Origin of the sequence: Microbacterium sp. (genome assembly GCF_047607465.1) — a bacterium.
GTDB lineage: Bacteria > Actinomycetota > Actinomycetes > Actinomycetales > Microbacteriaceae > Microbacterium.
The window spans coordinates 58,691-76,822 of record NZ_JASGCY010000092.1; the positions used below are offsets into that span (position 1 = coordinate 58,691).

Here is an 18,132-nt window from a genome sequence, read left to right on the forward strand (position 1 = left end):
GCTCCAGCCTACTGGCGGCACGTGTCAGAGCACGGCGAGCGAAGCCGCCCGCCAGCGGTGGTCGATGCCCTCCAGGCGGATCGCCACGGCACGGGTGCGTCCGGGACCCGCCACCACGACCACGGCCTCCACGGCGCCGTCCGCAGGCTCCGCAGTGCGGATCGAGCGGATCTCGAAGATCGGACGCGCAGGCGAGACCCCCCTCGCACTGCGCGCCCTCGCCGACAGGTTCGCCCGCGTCACCAAGGTGCGAAACGCCTCCTCGCTGAACCAGCGGGCGAGCTGATCGACTTCTCTCACCCCCGCGAGCACTTCGAGCACACCCTGGGTGAGGCTGCGCAGCAGCGGCACCGGATCCGGCAGTTCAGCGCGGGGCGTGGGCTGCGGGGCGAAGTACTCGTGAATGGTCATCGGGGGCACCCTCCATCGGACGACTGCCGCCAAGTACAGCACGCTCCGCGCCGTCGATGCGGATCCGGAACGAGCATTGTGGATAACTCGTACATGCACCCCGCGCTTCCCCTACGCTCTATCGAATGCGATGGGATCGACTGTTCGAAGACCTCGAGGGTCAGCTCGCCTCGGAGTGGGAGGCCGAGCGCGCGGCTCTCGACGCGGAGTCGGAGCGGCTGCGCATCTCACGCGTTGAGCTGCGGGGACGGTTGCGGATGCTGTGCGCGGCAGAGGCCCGCGCTGTGCTCACGATCGCCGGCGTCGGGCGACTGCCGGTGCGCATGCTCGCCCTCGGCGCCGACTGGACCGCGGCATCCGATCTGCCCCCGGAGGGCGCCCGCGCGGCGCGATCGATGCGGATCGTCCCGCTGGCCGCGATCCGCGGCATCGATCTCGATCACGGTCTGCTGCTGGACGCCCTGGCGGCGCAAGACGACGACGCAGGGAGCCTTCGCGAGCGGATGACGCTGGGGTTCGTGCTGCGCGACCTCGCCCGGCGGCGCCTGGCGGTGCGGCTGCACACGGTCGACGGGGAGGATCTGCACGGAACGATCGACCGCGCCGGCGCCGATCACCTCGACCTCGCCCAGCACGACCAGGGCGTGCCGCGGCTCGCCCGGGCCGTGTCCGCGTTCCGCATCGTGCCGTTCGGGGCGATCGCCGCCGTGCAGACGCTCGGGGATCAGCTGCCCTGACGCCGCGTGGACCCCCAGACCTCGGGGAAGCTCGCCTCGTTCGACTGCCGCCACAGGGCCATGCGCCGCGCCTCTTCAGACTGCGCCGCGAGGTATTCGCTCAGACTCGACTCCTCGATGCGCCAGCGCGGCGGCGTCCCGAGCTGCGATCCTCGCAGCCGACCCTCGAAGACGAGCTCGATCACCTCGTCGACTTCGATGCTCAGCAACTCCGCCACCTGGGCGGGCGCGAGGAAACGCGGGGTTGCAGAAGGCAGGGCCATGCCACCATTGTGCACCGCGCGCGCGGGTATAACCGCGTCGGACGCGACCTGTGGATAACTTTCGAGGCCGATTCGTGATTTCTGTGACGATGAGGCCATGACATTCCACTCGCGGTCCGGCAGGGCCTTCTGGAGCGACATCCGGTTCGTCATCGGACTCATCCTGGTCGCCGCCTCCATCGCCGGCGTATGGCTGATCGTCTCCTCCGCCGGCCGGACCACCCCGATGCTCCAGGCGACCCGCACGATCGTGCAGGGCGAGGCCGTGGCGGCGGCGGACTTCCAGGTCGTCGAGGTCGCCCTCGGCGCGCTGAGCGACGACTACCTCGCGCCGCAAGATCTGCGCACCGGTCAGATCGCCGCGAGGACCCTCGCCGACGGGGAGCTCGTGCCCGTCGCCGCCCTCGCCGACGCCGACGACAGCCGCACCACGACGATCGTGATCGAGAGCAGCACGGGGATCCCGGCGGGCGTCGAGGCGGGGACCGTCGTCGAGCTCTGGCAGGCGCCGCTGCTCGAAGACGGCCGCACGGCCGGCGCGCCGAGGATCCTCGTCGCCGACGTCTCCGTCAGTGCCGTCGTCGAGCCGGAGGGGATGCTGGCGGCGGCGGCGACCACGGTCGAGATCGTGATCCCGCGCGACGACGTCGCCGACGTGCTCGCCGCGATCACCTCGGGGGCGCTGCTCTCGGTGGTGCCGATGGGGGCGTCGTCGTGACGCACGTCGTCATCGCGATACCAGAGCCCCGGGCCACCGCCCTCGCCGAGGAGCTCGCCCTCGAGGGCGTCGACGCCGTCGCGGTGGTACCCCTCGCCGAGCTCATCCCCGTGCCGGCCCTCGCCGACGCCGTGATCGTGCCGGCGACGCGGGTCGCGCTCTCCCCCGACCTCGTCGCCGCCTGCGACCGCGTCGGGGCGCGCATCATCGCCCTCGGCGAGGCCGACGTCCGCCTCACCGAGCGCTACGGGCTGCGCCCGGCGCTGCGCGCCGATGCCAGCGGCTGGGAGGTGGCCGCGTGCCTGGCAGACGACCGCTCGGCGCCCAGGGAGACGCCGGCCACCCCGCACCGCGTGATCGCGGTCTGGGGGCCGCAGGGCGCACCGGGGCGCTCGACGCTCGCCGTGCAGCTCGCGGTGGAGCTGGCCCGCACAGGACGACGCACGGCGCTCGTCGACGCCGACACCGTCGCCCCCGCCCTCGCGCTCCTGCTCGGTCTCAGCGACGACGCCCCGGGCATCGCCGCGGCCTGCCGCCGCGGCGAACTGGGCGCGCTCGACGACGCGGAGCTGACACGGCTCGCCTCGGTCGTCGACACCAGTGCGGGGCCCCTCGAGGTGCTCGGCGGCATCAATCGGCCCTCGCGCTGGCCGGAGCTGTCCGCCGCACGGCTGGCCACGGCGCTGCAGGCCTGCCGCCACTGGGCCCAGGACACGGTCGTCGACGTCGCGGCCGCCTTCGACGCCGACGACGAGGCGACCTACGATCTGTCGGGCCCCCGGCGGCACGCCGCCACGACGACGGCCCTCGCCGAGGCCGACCGCATCATCGCGGTCACCGCGTGCGACCCGTTGAGCATCAGCCGGTTCCTCCGCGATCACGCCGAGCTGCGCCGGCTCGCCGCACCCACGCCGATCAGCGTGGTGGTCAACCGGCTGCGCCCGGGTCCGCTCGGTCTCGATGCGCGAGGGCAGGTGCGGCGCACGCTCGAGCGCTTCGCGGGCATCGCCGATCCGGTCTTCCTGCCCGACGAGCCGCGCACGGCCGACGCGGCACTGCTGCATGCCCGTCCGATGTCCGACGTCGTCCCCCGGTCGGCTCTCGTCGCCGGCATCCGGGGCCTCGCGACGGCGCTCGCCCCGGAGGCTACTGCCGATAGCTCGAGAGGAAGTTCCCGAGCCTCTCGACGGCTTCGGCGAGCACCCGCGGCTCGGCAAGCGTGACCACCCGGAAATGATCGGGCGTCGGCCAATTGAAGCCGGTCCCCTGCACGAGCAGAATGTGCTCGGCGACGAGCAGGTCATAGACGAACTTCGCGTCGTCGCGGATCTCGTGCACATCCGGGTCGAGCCGGGGGAAGGCGTACAGGGCGCCCTGAGGCTTCACGCACGAGACACCGGGAATCGACTCCAGCCCGGCCCAAGCGATGTCCCGCTGCTCGTGCAGCCGACCGGTGGGGGCGATCAGCGCATCGATCGACTGCACGCCGGACAGCGCCGCCTGCAGCGCGTGCTGCGCGGGGACGTTCGGGCACAGGCGTGTGGAGGCGAGGAGAGTGATGCCCTCGATGAAGCCCTTGGCGTGCGACTTCGGGCCTGTGACGACCATCCAACCAGAGCGGTACCCGGCCACGCGGTAGGTCTTGGACAGCCCGTTGAAAGTCAAGCACAGCAGGTCGGGAGCGAGCGTCGCCGTGGGGATGTGCACGGCGTCGTCGAAGAGGATGCGGTCGTAGATCTCGTCCGACAGCAGCAGCAGCTCGTGCTCACGAGCGATCTGCACCATGCCTTCGAGGATCTCCCTCGAGTACACGACTCCCGTCGGATTGTTCGGGTTGATGATGACCATGGCCTTGGTGCGCGGGGTGATCTTCGAGCGGATGTCCTCGAGGGACGGCTGCCACTGGTCGTCCTCGTCGCAGAGGTAGTGCACCGGCGTACCGCCGGCAAGGCTCGTCATGGCCGTCCACAACGGGTAGTCCGGCGCCGGGATCAGCACCTCGTCACCCTCGTCCAACAAGGCCTGCATCGTCATCGTGATGAGCTCGGAGACGCCGTTGCCCAGGTACACATCGTCCGGGTCGAACCGGGGGAAATCCTCGATCTCCTCGTACCGGCTGACGACCGCTCGGCGGGCCGAGATGATGCCCTTGCTGTCGCTGTAGCCGTGCGCGGTGGGGAGCGCCGCGAGCATGTCGCGGACGATCTGGTGCGGCGCCTCGAAGTCGAAGGACGCAGGATTGCCGATGTTGAGCTTGAGGATGCGGTGCCCCTCCGCCTCGAGCCGCGCCGCCTCGACGAGCGCGTTTCCGCGGATCTCGTACAGGACGTTCTTGAGCTTCGACGACTGGTCGAAGTGGCGCAAAGGAGTCATCTCGCCAGCCTACAGCGACGAAGAGAGGGCCAGTCCTTGCGGATTGGCCCTCTCTTCGGCTTTCAGCGCTTCTTCTTGGCCTGCGCCCGGCGCTCCTCGCGGTTGCCCGCAGGGGCGGCATCCGTCCTCTGCCCGAAGGCGCCGCGCGGCGCCTCGGCCTCCGGCTGTGCAGGCGCTCCCTGCTGGGCGGCGGCCCGGCGGATGCGGTCGGTGGTCGCCTGCTGCACCTGGCCGCGGTCGTTGCGCACCTCGACCTCTCCGGCGTCGTTCGCCGCGGAGTACTCCAGCTTCTGGTCTCCGGCGCCGTCGGCGAGGCCCTTCGCCTCGACCTGGGCCTGGTCGGTGTCGCCGGCACGGCGCACCTCGACCTCGAGGTTGTAGAGGTAGCCGACGGACTCCTCCTTGATCTGCCCCATCATGGACTGGAACATCGCGTAGCCCTCGCGCTGGTACTCGATGAGCGGGTCGCGCTGGGCCATCGCCCGAAGGCCGATGCCGTCCTTGAGGTAGTCCATCTCGTAGAGGTGGTCGCGCCAGCGGCGGTCGAGCACCTGCAGCACGACGCGGCGCTCGAGCTCGCGCGTCGCCGCCTCGCCGAGCGACTGCTCGCGCTTCTCGTAGGCGATCTTCGCGTCGGAGAGCAGCTCCCGGGTGAGGCCGTCCGCGGTGATGCCGCCCTTGCGGCCCTGCGCCTCGGCCACGACCTCGTCGATCGTGACGCCGACGGGGTAGAGCGTCTTCAGCTCCGTCCACAGCGCGTCGAAGTCCCAGCTCTCGTTGTGCCCCTCGCCGATGTGGTCGTTCACGACCCCGGTGATCGCGTCCTCGATGAAATGCTGCACGCGGTCGGCGATGTCGTCGCCCTGCAGGATGTGGCGGCGGTCGGCGTAGATCGCCTCGCGCTGGCGGTTGAGGACGTCGTCGTACTTGAGCACGTTCTTGCGCATCTCGGCGTTGCGCGCCTCGACCTGCGACTGGGCGCTGCGGATCGCGCGCGAGACGAGACCCGACTCGATCGGCACGTCGTCGGGGAAGTTGGTGCGGTTGAGGATCGCCTCGGCGGCACCCGCCTGGAACAGGCGCATGAGGTCGTCGGTGAGACTGAGATAGAAGCGGCTCTCGCCAGGGTCTCCCTGGCGGCCGGAGCGTCCGCGGAGCTGGTTGTCGATGCGGCGCGATTCATGCCGCTCGGTGCCGAGCACGTAGAGGCCACCGGCCTCGGCGACCTTCGCGCCCTCCTCGGCGACCGTCGCCTTCATGGCCTCGTACGTGTCTTCCCAGGCGGCCTCGTACTCCTCCGGGGTCTCCACGGGGTCGAGCCCCCTGCCCTTGAGCTCCTGGACGGCGAGGAACTCCGCGTTCCCGCCGAGCATGATGTCGGTGCCTCGCCCGGCCATGTTGGTGGCAACGGTGACGGCGCCCAGGCGCCCGGCGCGAGCGACGATCTCGGCCTCGCGCGCGTGGTTCTTCGCGTTGAGGACCTCGTGCTTGACGCCTCTCTTGGCGAGCAGGCGCGAGAGGTACTCGCTCTTCTCGACGCTCACCGTGCCCACCAGCACCGGCTGGCCCGCGGCGTGGCGCTCGGCGATGTCCTCGACGACCTGGGCGAACTTGGCGGTCTCGTTCTTGTAGACGAGGTCGGCCTGATCCTTGCGGATCATCGGCCGGTTCGTCGGGATCGGGATGACGCCGAGCTTGTAGGTCGACATGAACTCGGCCGCCTCGGTCTCGGCGGTTCCGGTCATGCCGGCGAGCTTGTCGTAGAGGCGGAAGTAGTTCTGCAGCGTGACGGTCGCGAGCGTCTGGTTCTCGGCCTTGACCGGCACGCCCTCCTTGGCCTCGATGGCCTGGTGGATGCCCTCGTTGTAGCGGCGGCCGACGAGGATGCGGCCGGTGTGCTCGTCGACGATCATGACTTCGTCGTTCATGACGACGTAGTCGGTGTCGCGCTTGAAGAGGGCGAGCGCCTTGATGGAGTTGTTGAGGAACGAGATCAGCGGCGTGTTCGCCGACTCGTAGAGGTTGTCGATGCCGAGGTAGTCCTCGACCTTCTCGATGCCGGGCTCGAGCACGCCGACGGTGCGCTTCTTCTCGTCGACCTCGTAGTCGACGCCCGCCTCGAGCGTGCGGGCGATCTTCGCGAACTCGCCGAACCAGCGGTTGGCCTCGCCGGAGGAGGGTCCGGAGATGATGAGCGGGGTGCGGGCCTCGTCGATGAGGATCGAGTCGACCTCGTCGACGATGGCGAAGAAGTGCTCGCGCTGGACGAGGTCCTCCTTGCGCCAGGCCATGTTGTCGCGCAGGTAGTCGAAGCCGAACTCGTTGTTCGTGCCGTAGGTGATGTCTGCGGCGTACTGCTCGCGGCGCACCGCCGGGGTCTGGCCGGAGACGATGATGCCGGTCGTCATGCCGAGGGCGCGGTAGACGCGGCCCATGAGCTCGGCCTGGTAGGAGGCGAGGAAGTCATTGACGGTGATGACGTGGACGCCCTTGCCGGCGATCGCGTTGAGGTAGGCGGGGAAGGTGGCGACGAGCGTCTTGCCCTCACCGGTCTTCATCTCGGCGATGTTGCCGAGGTGGAGGGCGGCGCCGCCCATGATCTGCACGTCGTAGGCTCGCATGCCGAGGGTGCGCTTGGCCGCTTCGCGGACAGCAGCGAAGGCCTCCGGCATGAGCTGGTCGAGCGTCTCGCCCTTGTCGAAGCGCGAGCGCAGCTCGGTGGTCTCGTTGCGCAGCTCCTCATCGGTGAGCTTCGAGATGTCGTCCTCGAGCGCGTTCACCGCCTTGACCACCTGATTCAGGCGACGGATGACCCGCCCTTCGCCGGCGCGCAGCAGCTTCTCAAGAGGATTGGCCACAGATGTCTCCCTGTTGGATGCGAACCGCCCGGTCGCCGTGCGACGGCGGGCATACTCGCCCATGTTACCGGCCTGTGACCTGCAGAGCGTCTGGATACGGGTTCCCCGATTGTTTCCGAGTATCTATATACTCGGAAATGACTTCGGGAGGTCATCATGTCGGTTCGTCAGAGTCTGCTCGCCATCCTCGATCAGGGCCCGTGCTACGGCTACCAGCTACGCCATGAGTTCGACCGCCGCACCGGGTCGACCTGGCCGCTGAACGTCGGCCAGATCTACAACACGCTCGAGCGCCTCGAACGCGACGGGCTCGTCGCCCGCGGAGAGGCCGACGAGCAGGGGCACGTGTACTGGGAGATCACGGATGCCGGTTCCGCCGAGGTCGCGCAATGGCTCTCCTCTCCCGTCGAGCGCACGCCCGCGACACGGGACGAGGTCGCCATCAAGCTCGCCGTCGCCGCGACCCTCCCTGGCGTCGACGTCGCCGCGGTGATCCAGACCCAGCGCACCGCGTCTCTGCGCCAGTTGCAGTCTCTCCAACGCGCCAAGTACGCCGGCGCCGACCCCGAGGGGCCGGAGGAGCTCGCCTGGGCGCTCGTCGTCGATTCGATGATCTTCGCCGCCGAGGCCGAGGTGCGCTGGCTCGATCACACCGAGCAGCGCCTGCGGCTGCATCCGCACCCGGCGATGGGTCTCGATCTGCGGACCGAGCGCCCCAAGCGCGGGCGCCCGGCGAAGACCGAAGGTCAGGAAGCGGCACTGCGAGCATGAGCATCGTCGACGCCGAGCCGATCCTGCGACTGGACGGCGTGACCCAGGAGTACGGCGAGGGGGATCTGCTGGTGCGCGCCCTGCAGGACGTCGCGTTGACCGTGCATCGACGTGAGCTCGTCGCGATCATGGGCCCATCGGGGTCCGGCAAGTCGACGCTGCTGTCGATCGCCGGCGGGCTCCAGACGCCCGCCGCGGGCGGCGTCTACATCGAGGGGCGACGGCTGGGCGGAATGAGCGCCGGAGAGCTGGCGCGGCTGCGCCGGCGCTCACTCGGATATGTCTTCCAGGACTTCAACCTCATTCCGACCCTCACCGCGCTCGAGAACGTGACTCTTCCCCTCGAGCTCGACGGCTTCCGCCAGCGGGTGGCGCGCCGGGCCGGGCGCGAGGCACTGGAGTCCGTCGAGCTCGGCGACCGACTCGACTCCTACCCGGATGACCTGTCAGGAGGCCAGCAGCAGCGCGTGGCGATCGCCCGCGCGGTCGTGGGCGGACGCTCGCTCATCCTCGCAGACGAACCCACCGGCGCTCTCGACTCGACGACGGGCGAGCACGTGCTGCGGATGCTGCGCGCCCGCGTGGATGCCGGCACCGCCGCCATCCTGGTCACCCACGAGGCGCGTCATGCCGCGTGGGCAGACCGCATCGTGTTCCTGCGGGACGGGCGCATCGTCGACGAGTCGCGCCGCGACACCGCCGATAGCCTGCTGACCCGATCATGACCTCGACACTGGAACGCAGGGGCGACGTCGCGCCGGCAGAGCGCACCCGTGCTGAGGGCGCCGCGCACTCGCGTCGCGGAGGCTGGGCACGGCGCCGGATCGAACTGCTCCTCGCCGCACGCCAGGCGCGCCGCGCCTGGCCCACCAGCCTGCTCGTGATCGCCCTCATCGCTCTCCCTATGACGCTGATCGCCGGAACGGGCACGTTCATGGCCAGCCGGACATCCACGACCGCGCAGAGGATCGCCTCGGAGCTCGGCGGCGCACAAGCCTGGCTCATGATCGTCGGCGGAGCGGACCCCTCGCGGGTCCAAGCGCCGGACGATCCCTTCTGGCACGACGTCGACCGCGACGAGGACGGCACCCCTGTGAACCCGGAGCTCCCGCCGCCCCGCGATCCGGCCGCTCTCCTGCCCGGTGTCGAGCTGCTGCAGGTGGCGCGCATCTCTGTGACGGCGAAGACACCCGGCGGCTCAGGCATCCTCGACGGGATAGCGGGAGACGCCGCCGATCCGATCCTGGACGGGCGGTACGAGCTCCTCGACGGCCGCCGTCCCACCTCCGAGGAAGAGACCGCTGTCTCTCCCGGCACGCTCTCCCGGCTCGACGCGAAGATCGGCGATACGCTGACCCTCGCCGAGCCGTCCGCGACCCTGAAGATCGTCGGCATCATGAAGGAGGCGACGCAACGCGACGCCGATCAGACGGTGTTCCTGCCGGGATCGATCGTGGCCGACGACGCGATCGATCCGCTGCAGACGCTCTGGTTCGCCCCCGGGTGGCAGCCGACCGGTCAGGAGCTCGAAACGCTCAACCGCGCAGGGGTCGTCGTCTACGCCAAGGACGCCGTCGCCGCTTCGAGCTCCGCCGACTACGTCGACGCGTCCACCGCGTGGGCGATCGCCACGGTCTGCCTGATCGCGGGCGGATTCTCCGCCTATCTCGTGATCCTGCTCGCCGGCGCCGGCTTCGCCGTGAGCGCACGACGCCAGCAGCGCTCGCTGGCCGTCGCCGCGAGCGTCGGCGCCGATCGCGGCGCGCTGTTGCGCGTCGTGCTGCTGCAGGGCACCGTGCTCGGGTTGATCGGCGGCGCGCTCGGCGGCGGCCTCGGCATCGCGCTCGCGTATCCCGCTCTCCGCATCGCCGACGACGGCGCGGTCTCGAGCTTCTGGGGCTTCCACGTCCCGTGGTGGGGCATCATCGGCGTCATCGCCTTCGCGACCGCGGTCGGCACGGCATCCGCCCTCGCCCCGGCACGCGCCGCGACGAAGGGCGACGTCCTCTCCTCGCTGCGCGGGTCGCACAAGCCGGCACGGGTGCGCGCCGACCGGCCGTTCTGGGGCACGCTGATCGGAGCCGCGGGCATCGGGCTGACGATCGCGGGCGGCGTCGGCCTCGCCGCCCTGAACGCGGCGGAGCCCGTCGACTATGCCAACCCGTTCCGCACCCTCTGCGTCATCGGGATCGTCGCCGGTCCCATCCTGTTCCAGATCGGCGCCATCGTCGCGGGACACTGGATCCTGACCAGGATCGCTCGTGCTGCGACGCATCTCGGCCTTGCGCCGCGCATCGCCGCGCGCGATGCCGCCGCGAATCCGGCGCGCATCGTCCCGGCCTTCGCGGCGATCGCCGCGTGCGTCTTCATCGCCTCCTTCGGACTCACCGCCACCGGCGTGTACAACGCGCTGTCGGCGAGGAACTGGTACTACCAGGCTCCGGTGGGCTCGATCGTGGTCGGGCTCTGGGCGGAAGACGCCGAGGGGTCGCCCGTCTTCGACATCGCGATGGCGGCCCTGGAGCAGACCGAGCCGGATGCGATCGGCATCGTCTCGCTCGACGTCGACATGCACCTCGGCGGCGACGAGCAGGGCGATCCGCTGCAGGACATGGTGTACCCCGAGCTGCGGGGATACACGGACTGCGACGACCTTGTCACCGGACCCTGCAGCACCCGCGAGATGGCGCGCTTCGGCGGATTCACTCCGGCCGTCGTCGAGCCCGCTGACCTCGATGCGGTGCTCGGGGTCAGTATCGACGCCGCCGTCCGCGCGGCGTTCGCCGACGGGGGCGCGATCGTGACGACGCCGTACGACACGGCATCCGGGGGCGGCTCCTACCTCGACGACGGCACGGTGATCCTCAATCGCTGGGATCGGGAGCAGCTCAACGCGTACTGGGTCACTAGCCAGCCCCATGACGAGCCGTCCCCGCTGGAGACGTCGCGGGTTCCCGCCATCTCGGTACGCGTGGCTCACCAGCTGCCGTGGCCCGTGATCCTCTCCCCCGCCGCCGCGGCCGACATCGGCTACCGCACAGCGCCCAGCCAGTTGATCGGCTCGTTCGCCGTGCCGCCGACGCAGCAGGCGCTGGACCGGCTGGCCCAGGTCGCGGGGCAGCCCTGGTCTGCGAAGGGCGGCTTCAGCTATTACCACGAGACGGGAGCCCCCTCACCGGAACCCTGGCTGTGGCTCATCCTCGGCGCGGCCGGGGTTCTCGTGCTCGGCGCGAGCGGGGTGGCGCTCGGCCTCGCCCGCGTCGAGCGGCGACCCGACGACGCGACGCTGACCGCGGTCGGAGCGAGCCCCGTGCTGCGTCGCGGGATCGCGTTCTGGCAGGCGATCGTGATCGTCGGGATCGGATCGGTCACCGGGACCGTCGCGGGCGTCATCCCGATGTGGGGCATCGTGATGCAGTCCCAGGGGGACCCCCACTGGGCGCCGAGCATGGCCGACACGCCCTGGCCATGGCTCGCGCTGCTCGCCCTCGGCCTCCCGCTCGCGATCGCGGCGGCGAGCTGGCTGGTGCCTCCGCGCCGGCCCGGCCTCACCCGCCGCACCGTGATCGCGTGACCACGACGACACCCTCCCCGCAAGCCCTCAGCGAACAGCGCCTGTGAGCTCGCCGATGCTCGGCAAACGCATGAACGGGGATAAGTAGGATCGACTCATGGCTGGTTTTTGGGGCAAGCGCAAGCGCGAGCAGGAGCAGTTGGCGGCACAGGACGCGGATCTCGCGCGCCGCGCGGAGCAGGCACTGGTGCAGACCGATGAGCGCATCCGCACCACCGCCGACGAGCTCGAGTTCGCCGAGGCCGAGCTCGGCGCCTCGCTGACCGCCGACCTGCGCACCGCCCTCGCCTCGGTGCGCACGCACATGCGCGAGGCCTTCCAGCTCCACCAGCTCAACCACGACGAGATCCCGGACACCCCCGAAGAGCTGCGCACGCGCAACGCGCGCATCGCCCAGCTCTGCGACTGGGCGCAGGACCTGCTCGACGAGAAGACGTCGGTGCTCGCCGCGTCGGTCGCGAAGGTCCGTCGCGCCCCCGAGGTCGTCGCGCAGGTGCGCGCGGATGCCGCGGCGCTCAGCGCCCGGATTCCGCAGACCACCGACACCATCGCCCGCCTCTCCGCGCGCTACGCCCCCTCGGCGATGCACCAGATCGAGGCCTCCGCCGCCGAGGCCGAGCAGCTCATCGCGTTCGCCATCCACGGCGCCGACGTCTCGGAGCGGCGCCGTGCGGCCAAGCAGAACGAGGAGGCGAACCTCGCCCTCGAGACGGCGACCGAGGCCACCCGCCGCGCGGCCGCCCTCCTCGATGCCGTGGAGGACTTCGAGATCGAGGCGCTGCGTGCCGAGTCCACCCTCGCCGAGGTCGTCGCCGACTCCCGCTCCGACCTCATCGCCGCACGCACCGCTCCGCAGGTGCCGGCGGTCACCGCGGCCGTCGCGGAGCTCCAGCGTGCGCTGGCCGCCCTCACCCCCAGCGGCTCCCCCAGCGACCCGTTCGCGGAGCTGTCGGTGCTGCGCACCGCGAACTCCGCCCTCGACGACGCGATCGCGAAAGCGCGGCACCGCGCAGAGAACCCGCTGCCGAGCGTCGCTCAGGTGCAGCACGCCATCGACGACGCCGATCGCCAGCTCGGCGTCGCGCGCGGCCTCATCGCCGGACATCGGGGCTGGATCGGCGCCGACGCCCGCACGCGCCTCGCGGAGGCCGAGCGTCTGCGCATCGACCTGCCGACGCTGCTCCCCGCGGAGGACACCCGCGAACAGGCCCTCGCCGGAGCCCGCCGTGTCGCCCAGCTCGCCGCGGAGGCCCTACAGCTCGCGCAGCGCGACATCGACTCGTCGCGCCCTCAGGATCCGGACTGGGGCGGCGGCTGGGGCTCCCCAGGACCCCGCCGCGGCGGCGGAGGCGGCGACATCGCCTCCGGCATCCTCGGCGGGCTCGTCATCGGCAGCATCCTCGACGGCATCTTCGACTGACGGCCCGGCATGCGCAACGGCCCGCCCCGCGAGGGGACGGGCCGTTGCGGTCACGCGGTCAGGAGGCGAGAGCCTCCGACGGCGGCGCCTGGGTCTCCAGCGCGATCACGCCGTAGTCCCAGCCCTTGCGGCGGTAGACGACGCTGGGGTGGTCGGTGCGCACGTCGACGAAGAGGAAGAAGTCGTGTCCGACCAGCTCCATCCGGTCGACGGCCTCCTCCACCGTCATCCACTCGGCGTCGAAGCTCTTGGTGCGGATGACGACGGGAGAGTAGACCTCTTCCTCGTCATTCTGCACGGGCACGCTGCCCGTCGCGACGGCGTGCAGCACGTCGACGGACGCCGGCTGCACATCGATGCCTTCGAGGGCTCCGCTGCCCTTCTCGAAGTGAGCGCCGCGCGGGTGATGACGGCCGTCGACCCTCTTCTCCTTCGCCCGGCGCAGCTGCTCGGACATCTTGTCGATGGCGAGGTCGAGGGCGACGAACTTGTCGCCGTCCGTGGCCTCGGCGCGGACGACGGGCCCCTTGCCGACCAGCGTCAGCTCGACCGTCTCGTCTGGCACGTGCCCGTTGCGGTAGACGCGATGGGTGACCTTGACATCCAGCCGCTGCGCACGTGCTGCGAGCGCCTGGATCCGGGCGATCTTCTCCTCGACAACGGTTCGGAAGCGATCGGTGATACCCACTCCGACGCCGACGATGCTCGTTTCCATTGCTGTCTCCTTGTCCCGGTCCTCCCGGCCAAGGGCGGACCGTTGTCGCCTTGTTCTGCCCCACCGTAGTCGGCTCGCCCGCGGTTGTCACCACTCATTTTCTTCGTGTCGTCGATGTATCGTCCCTCGGTTCGCTATGCCGCGCCGTCGCTGCGAGGGCGACAGCACCGACGACCTCGAATCCGTTCGCCGACAACGCACGCGCGGCCTCGTCGAAAGTCGCCCCCGTCGTCACCACATCGTCGACGAGGAGCACCCTGGCGCCTCGTCCGCGCGCGCGGACGCGCATGCTCCCTCGGGCGTTCTCGACCCGCTCTCGCACACCGAGGCCCCGCTGATCGGTGTGTCTGCCGTGGTGGCGCAGCAGCCGCCACGGCTCGGCTCCGGCGCGCGAGACCAGCAGGTCGGGCACGCGGTAGCCGCGGCGGCGGAAGGCCGAGCGCGACGTCGGGATCGGCACGGGATGCACCCGGTCGCCGAGCGCCGGGAGCAGGACCGAGGCCAGTGCCGCCCCGAGCGGCCGCGCCAGCAGGGTGTCGCCCTCGCCCTTGAGCCGGCGGAGGCAGCGCGCGGCGACGCCGTCGAACGGCAGCGCAGCCGTGACGGAGAGCCCTGCCGGGGTGCGCAGCGCGACGGGCGCCGCGACGAGCTCGCCGCGGCAGGCGTCGCACAGCAGCGTTCCTGGCAGGTCGCAGCCCGCGCAGGTCGCGGCGAGCAGGAACGCACCCGTCTCGGCGACCAGCGCCCGGAGAGCTGCGGATGCCGGCATCCGTCGATCATCGCGCAGGCGGCTCACCCGCCTGCGTCCGCTTCGGCACAAACCTTCGGATGCTGTGCACAACCCGTCTCCGCTCCCCGTTGTGGAGTACGGGTGGTCAGTGTCCGCTGCGCGTGGCCAGCAGCGTCACACCGGTGGCGATCTCGCGCCAGGCCGAACCGCTGCGCGAGAACAGCGAGCCGTTGGACGACAGCACCCGCACCGACGACGCGTTGCTCGCCCCGGCGAGGCTCACGGCGTCCACCGGGGCGACCTCGGTGCTCCCAGGGCCGCCGACGATCTGCGTCAGGAACTTCGGGCCGTCCTCCTCCACGAGCACTCCCAGCCGGTCAGGCCCCAGCCAGACGAGGTCCGTGGCGCGCGTGGAGATCTCGGCGAGCAGCCGCGGCTCCCCGAGCGCCGTGGGGGCTCCGGAGTCGTCGCGGATCACCGCGGCGACGGCCACCCAGATCTGCCCGCCGTCATCCACCACCGCGGCGACGCGGACGCCGTCGGCGGAGACCCTCATCGCCGTGATCGCGCTCATCCCCTTCCACGCATCGGCGACCTGGTGCGCAGTGGAGGCATCCTGCCAGGCGGTGGTCTGCGCCGGCGCATTCGAGGGGACCGTCCAGATGAATCCGTGGACATCGACCGACGGGCTGATGAGGCCGACGGCGGCGTCCAGCTCGTCGACCTGTCCGCTGGCCGCCCGGTAGACCCGGCCGTCGGCGAGATGCACGGCGGCGAAGGAATCGTCGACCGCGACATCCACCGCCGCTATCGGCTCGGCGATGCCCTCGATCTCCCCGCTGATATCGCCGATCGCGGTGACGGTGCTGCCGGCCAGCGTGCCGAACGCGCCCTCCTTCATGGCGATCGTCGCCGAGTCGGCCTCGTCGGCCTCGACCTTCACGACGCCGGCGTCGAGCGCACGTCCGTCGACGAGGAAGCGCACCTGGCTGACCTGCACGCCGGCAGCATCCAGGGTCTCCTGCAGCTGGGTGCGCATCCGGGCGAGCGTCACGGGGTCCAGCTGCTGCGCGGATCTGCTGAGCGCGACCTCGGCGACCTGGTCTGAATCGATCGGCACAGCATCGCGGGCGAGCGTCACATCCGAGGGGAAGGCGCTCTGCACCGCGGGATCCAGCCACGGGCTCGGGGCCCCCTCGATGAGCGACTGGGTGATCGTCGTCGCGATCGTCGCGCGGCGCGGGAGCCAGCGGACGTCGGGGATGAGGCGGGTCCAGCTCTGATCGAAGTACTGCAGCGGATAGTCGTCGTAGACGCGGGGGAAGCGCGCCTGGTCGAGCACGATGCCGTGGGGCGCCTGCGCGATGCGCCACTGTCCGTCCGTCTTCTCCACGACGAAGGGCAGGGTGACGCCGCCGATCGCCTCCGAATAGGCGCCGGTCTCGTCGATGACCGCGACCTGGTCGAAGGCGATGTCGATCTCGACGGTGTCGCCGTCAGCGGCGTCCGTCACGACGTCGTCACCCGGCGCGGTGTAGATGCGCGACTCCTTGCCCTCGTCGATCAGCACGCCGGCCGCAGGGCGCCAGAGCGAGCGGAACGCCGGCGTGAGGAAGCTCTGCGCCACCTGCCAGTTGTCGGTCGGGGTGATCGCCGCCTCGATGAAGTCCTCGACGATGCGCTGAGGGCCTGCCCCGTCGATCGGGCCGGATGCCTGCGGCAGGATGTCCGGGTCGTCGGGCGAGGTGCCCAGCGCCAGCCCGGAGCGCACATCCCCCGATGTCGGCAGGCCGCTGCAGGCGGCGAGCACGACGAGCATCGCTGCGGCGAAGAACCCGGCGAGCGCGCGGACGAGCGTACGGGCCATCACAGGCTCCCCTCGTCGATGAGGTGCGGCGGAATGTCGGCGAGCTCGATGGGCTGCGTGGCGGTATCGACCTCGAGCAGGGGCTGCACGGGCTCGAGCGCCACCGGCGATGGCCCCTCGAGCGATCCGCCCTGGCGCGGCAGGGTCAGCACGAAGTTCGTGCCGACGCCGAGCTGCGACCACACCGCCAGGGTGCCGCCGTGCAGCGCCGCGTCGCCGAGCGCGATGGAGAGCCCGAGCCCGGTGCCGCCGATCGTGCGCTGCCGCGACGGGTCGGCGCGCCAGAACCGGTCGAAGACGCGTTCGGCGTCTGCCGGCTCCATGCCGAGCCCCGAGTCGCGCACGCCGACCGCCACGGCGTTCTGGTTGCTGTCGACGGTGATGACGACCGGGCGCCCCTCGCCGTGCTCGATGGCATTGCCGATGAGGTTGCGCAGCACGCGGCGCACCCGGCGCGGGTCCATGTCAACCGGCGAGTAGCCGCCGGGGGCAACGAGGCGCAGCTCGGTGGAGTGCCCTTCAGCGAGCGGGCGCATCTGCTCGATCATGTCCTCGGCGAGATGCGCGAGGCTCGTCGCCTCGAGCTCGAGCTGCACGGACCCGGCGTCGTAGCGGCTGATCTCGAGCAGATCCGACAGCAGCGTCTCGAACCGCTGCACCTGGGCGTGCAGCAGCTCGGTGGTGCGCGCAGTGACCGGGTCGAAGTCCTCGCGCTGATCGTTGAGCATATCGGCGGCGAGCCGGATCGTCGTCAGGGGCGTTCGCAGCTCGTGCGAGACGTCGGAGACGAACCGCTGCTGCACGAGCGACAGCTCGCCGAGCTCCTTGATCTGCGCCTGGATGCTGTCGGCCATCGCGTTGAACGAGCGCCCGAGGGTGGCGAGCTCGTCCTCGCCTGTGACCTCGATGCGCACACCGAGGTCGCCGGATGCCAGTCTGGCGCTGGTCTCCGCGGCCTCGATGATCGGCGTCGAGACGGTCCGCAGCACGACGTACGAGATCGCCCCGACGATGGCGATCAACCCGATGCCTGCGATCCAGAGCGTGCGCTGCACGAAAGCGAGCGTCTGGTCCGCGTCGGCGAGGTCGTAGGAGAAGTAGATCTGGAACGGCCCGTCCTGGGGGACCTTCAGCTGCTGACCGACGATGATGCCTGGCACCGTCTGCCCGGAGATCTCCAGGGCGACGGACTGCCACGACTGCTGATCGTCGAGCTCGATGACGCGGTTGCGCAGGAACGGCGAGACGAGGTTCATGCTGAGCCCGGCAGTGAAGCCGTTGAGGCGTGCCGCCGACGCGTCGCCCTCGTCGTCGTCCAGCGCGATCGGGCCGCCGGCGAGCCCTTCGGCGGTGGAGTTGCGGGCGAGGTCCCGCTGGATGCTGTCCCAGAGCTCGGCGAGGGCCCCTGGATCGTCTCCGACCTCGGCGGAGTTCAGCGTCGCCTGAGCGTCGTCGATCGCGCGCAGCGCGTCTTCGAGGGCGATGCTCTTGCGCGACTCGAAGAGGTCGTTCTGGATCACCAGCGCCATGGTCACGCAGGTGACGAGGATGGCGAGCGCGGTCAGCAGCAGTGTGACGCTGAGCGTGCGGAAGCGCAGCGATCGCCGCCACAGCTGCGCGAGCGCCGTCGGCCAGCCGCGCCAGTCGCTGAGGACAGCGACGGCCGTGGTGGTCGTGGGCGTCGCAGCCATGTCC

General features: G+C 70.7%; 15 protein-coding genes. 7 read left to right on the top strand and 8 right to left on the bottom strand.

Annotated elements, in window-relative coordinates; all coding sequences use genetic code 11:
• Positions 1–24: 24 nt before the first annotated feature.
• Complete coding sequence (locus tag QM568_RS13495; protein WP_415139690.1) at positions 25–411, bottom strand: Rv3235 family protein; 387 nt, start codon at positions 409–411, stop codon at positions 25–27.
• 125 nt (positions 412–536) lie between these two features.
• Here QM568_RS13495 and QM568_RS13500 point away from each other — a divergent pair, with 125 nt between their 5' ends.
• Positions 537–1,148: a hypothetical protein gene (locus QM568_RS13500; RefSeq protein WP_415139691.1), complete on the top strand. Its 612-nt coding sequence runs from the start codon at positions 537–539 to the stop codon at positions 1,146–1,148.
• Here the strand turns inward: QM568_RS13500 and QM568_RS13505 are convergent.
• On the bottom strand, positions 1,136–1,411 hold the full coding sequence (locus QM568_RS13505) for a helix-turn-helix domain-containing protein (protein WP_415139692.1): 276 nt from the start codon (positions 1,409–1,411) through the stop codon (positions 1,136–1,138). The two genes, QM568_RS13500 and QM568_RS13505, sit on opposite strands and share 13 nt — an antisense overlap.
• A gap of 97 nt (positions 1,412–1,508) precedes the next feature.
• Here QM568_RS13505 and QM568_RS13510 point away from each other — a divergent pair, with 97 nt between their 5' ends.
• Both QM568_RS13510 and QM568_RS13515 read left to right on the top strand, forming a co-directional pair.
• Positions 1,509–2,129, top strand: a complete 621-nt coding sequence (locus QM568_RS13510) for an SAF domain-containing protein (protein ID WP_415139693.1) — start codon at positions 1,509–1,511, stop codon at positions 2,127–2,129.
• A complete protein-coding gene (locus QM568_RS13515; RefSeq protein WP_415139694.1) occupies positions 2,126–3,352 on the top strand; it encodes an AAA family ATPase in 1,227 nt (408 codons plus the stop codon). Before QM568_RS13510 ends, QM568_RS13515 begins: the two co-directional genes overlap by 4 nt.
• Here the strand turns inward: QM568_RS13515 and QM568_RS13520 are convergent.
• Both QM568_RS13520 and secA read right to left on the bottom strand, forming a co-directional pair.
• Positions 3,276–4,502 (bottom strand): pyridoxal phosphate-dependent aminotransferase, encoded by a 1,227-nt coding sequence (locus QM568_RS13520; RefSeq protein ID WP_415139695.1) that lies wholly within the window; start codon positions 4,500–4,502, stop codon positions 3,276–3,278. The genes QM568_RS13515 and QM568_RS13520 overlap by 77 nt on opposite strands.
• Positions 4,503–4,564: 62 nt before the next feature.
• Positions 4,565–7,360 carry a preprotein translocase subunit SecA gene (gene secA, locus QM568_RS13525; RefSeq protein ID WP_415139696.1) on the bottom strand — a complete coding sequence of 932 codons (2,796 nt, stop codon included), beginning with the start codon at positions 7,358–7,360 and terminating at the stop codon, positions 4,565–4,567.
• A 156-nt stretch (positions 7,361–7,516) separates the two neighbouring features.
• On the opposite strand from secA, the gene QM568_RS13530 reads away from it, so the two are divergent.
• The 4 genes from QM568_RS13530 (at position 7,517) to QM568_RS13545 (ending at position 13,125) form a co-directional block, all read left to right on the top strand.
• Positions 7,517–8,131 carry a PadR family transcriptional regulator gene (locus tag QM568_RS13530; RefSeq protein ID WP_415139697.1) on the top strand — a complete coding sequence of 205 codons (615 nt, stop codon included), beginning with the start codon at positions 7,517–7,519 and terminating at the stop codon, positions 8,129–8,131.
• Complete coding sequence (locus QM568_RS13535; protein ID WP_415139698.1) at positions 8,128–8,856, top strand: ABC transporter ATP-binding protein; 729 nt, start codon at positions 8,128–8,130, stop codon at positions 8,854–8,856. The genes QM568_RS13530 and QM568_RS13535 overlap by 4 nt, the downstream gene beginning before the upstream one ends.
• Positions 8,853–11,705 carry an FtsX-like permease family protein gene (locus tag QM568_RS13540; protein ID WP_415139699.1) on the top strand — a complete coding sequence of 951 codons (2,853 nt, stop codon included), beginning with the start codon at positions 8,853–8,855 and terminating at the stop codon, positions 11,703–11,705. Before QM568_RS13535 ends, QM568_RS13540 begins: the two co-directional genes overlap by 4 nt.
• Positions 11,706–11,802: 97 nt before the next feature.
• The gene (locus QM568_RS13545) at positions 11,803–13,125 is read left to right on the top strand and encodes a hypothetical protein (RefSeq protein WP_415139701.1); all 1,323 of its coding nucleotides are present in this window, start codon (positions 11,803–11,805) and stop codon (positions 13,123–13,125) included.
• 58 nt (positions 13,126–13,183) lie between these two features.
• Here the strand turns inward: QM568_RS13545 and hpf are convergent, their stop codons facing one another.
• The 4 genes from hpf to mtrB all read right to left on the bottom strand — a co-directional run bounded on the left by hpf (position 13,184) and on the right by mtrB (position 18,128).
• Positions 13,184–13,840: a ribosome hibernation-promoting factor, HPF/YfiA family gene (hpf, locus tag QM568_RS13550; RefSeq protein ID WP_415139702.1), complete on the bottom strand. Its 657-nt coding sequence runs from the start codon at positions 13,838–13,840 to the stop codon at positions 13,184–13,186.
• 94 nt (positions 13,841–13,934) lie between these two features.
• Positions 13,935–14,636 (bottom strand): ComF family protein, encoded by a 702-nt coding sequence (locus tag QM568_RS13555; protein WP_415139703.1) that lies wholly within the window; start codon positions 14,634–14,636, stop codon positions 13,935–13,937.
• Positions 14,637–14,715: 79 nt separating this feature from the next.
• Positions 14,716–16,437, bottom strand: a complete 1,722-nt coding sequence (locus tag QM568_RS13560; RefSeq protein WP_415139704.1) for an LpqB family beta-propeller domain-containing protein — start codon at positions 16,435–16,437, stop codon at positions 14,716–14,718.
• Entirely contained in the window at positions 16,437–18,128 is a 1,692-nt protein-coding gene (mtrB, locus tag QM568_RS13565; protein ID WP_415139705.1) for an MtrAB system histidine kinase MtrB, read from the bottom strand. Before mtrB ends, QM568_RS13560 begins: the two co-directional genes overlap by 1 nt.
• Positions 18,129–18,132: the final 4 nt, after the last annotated feature.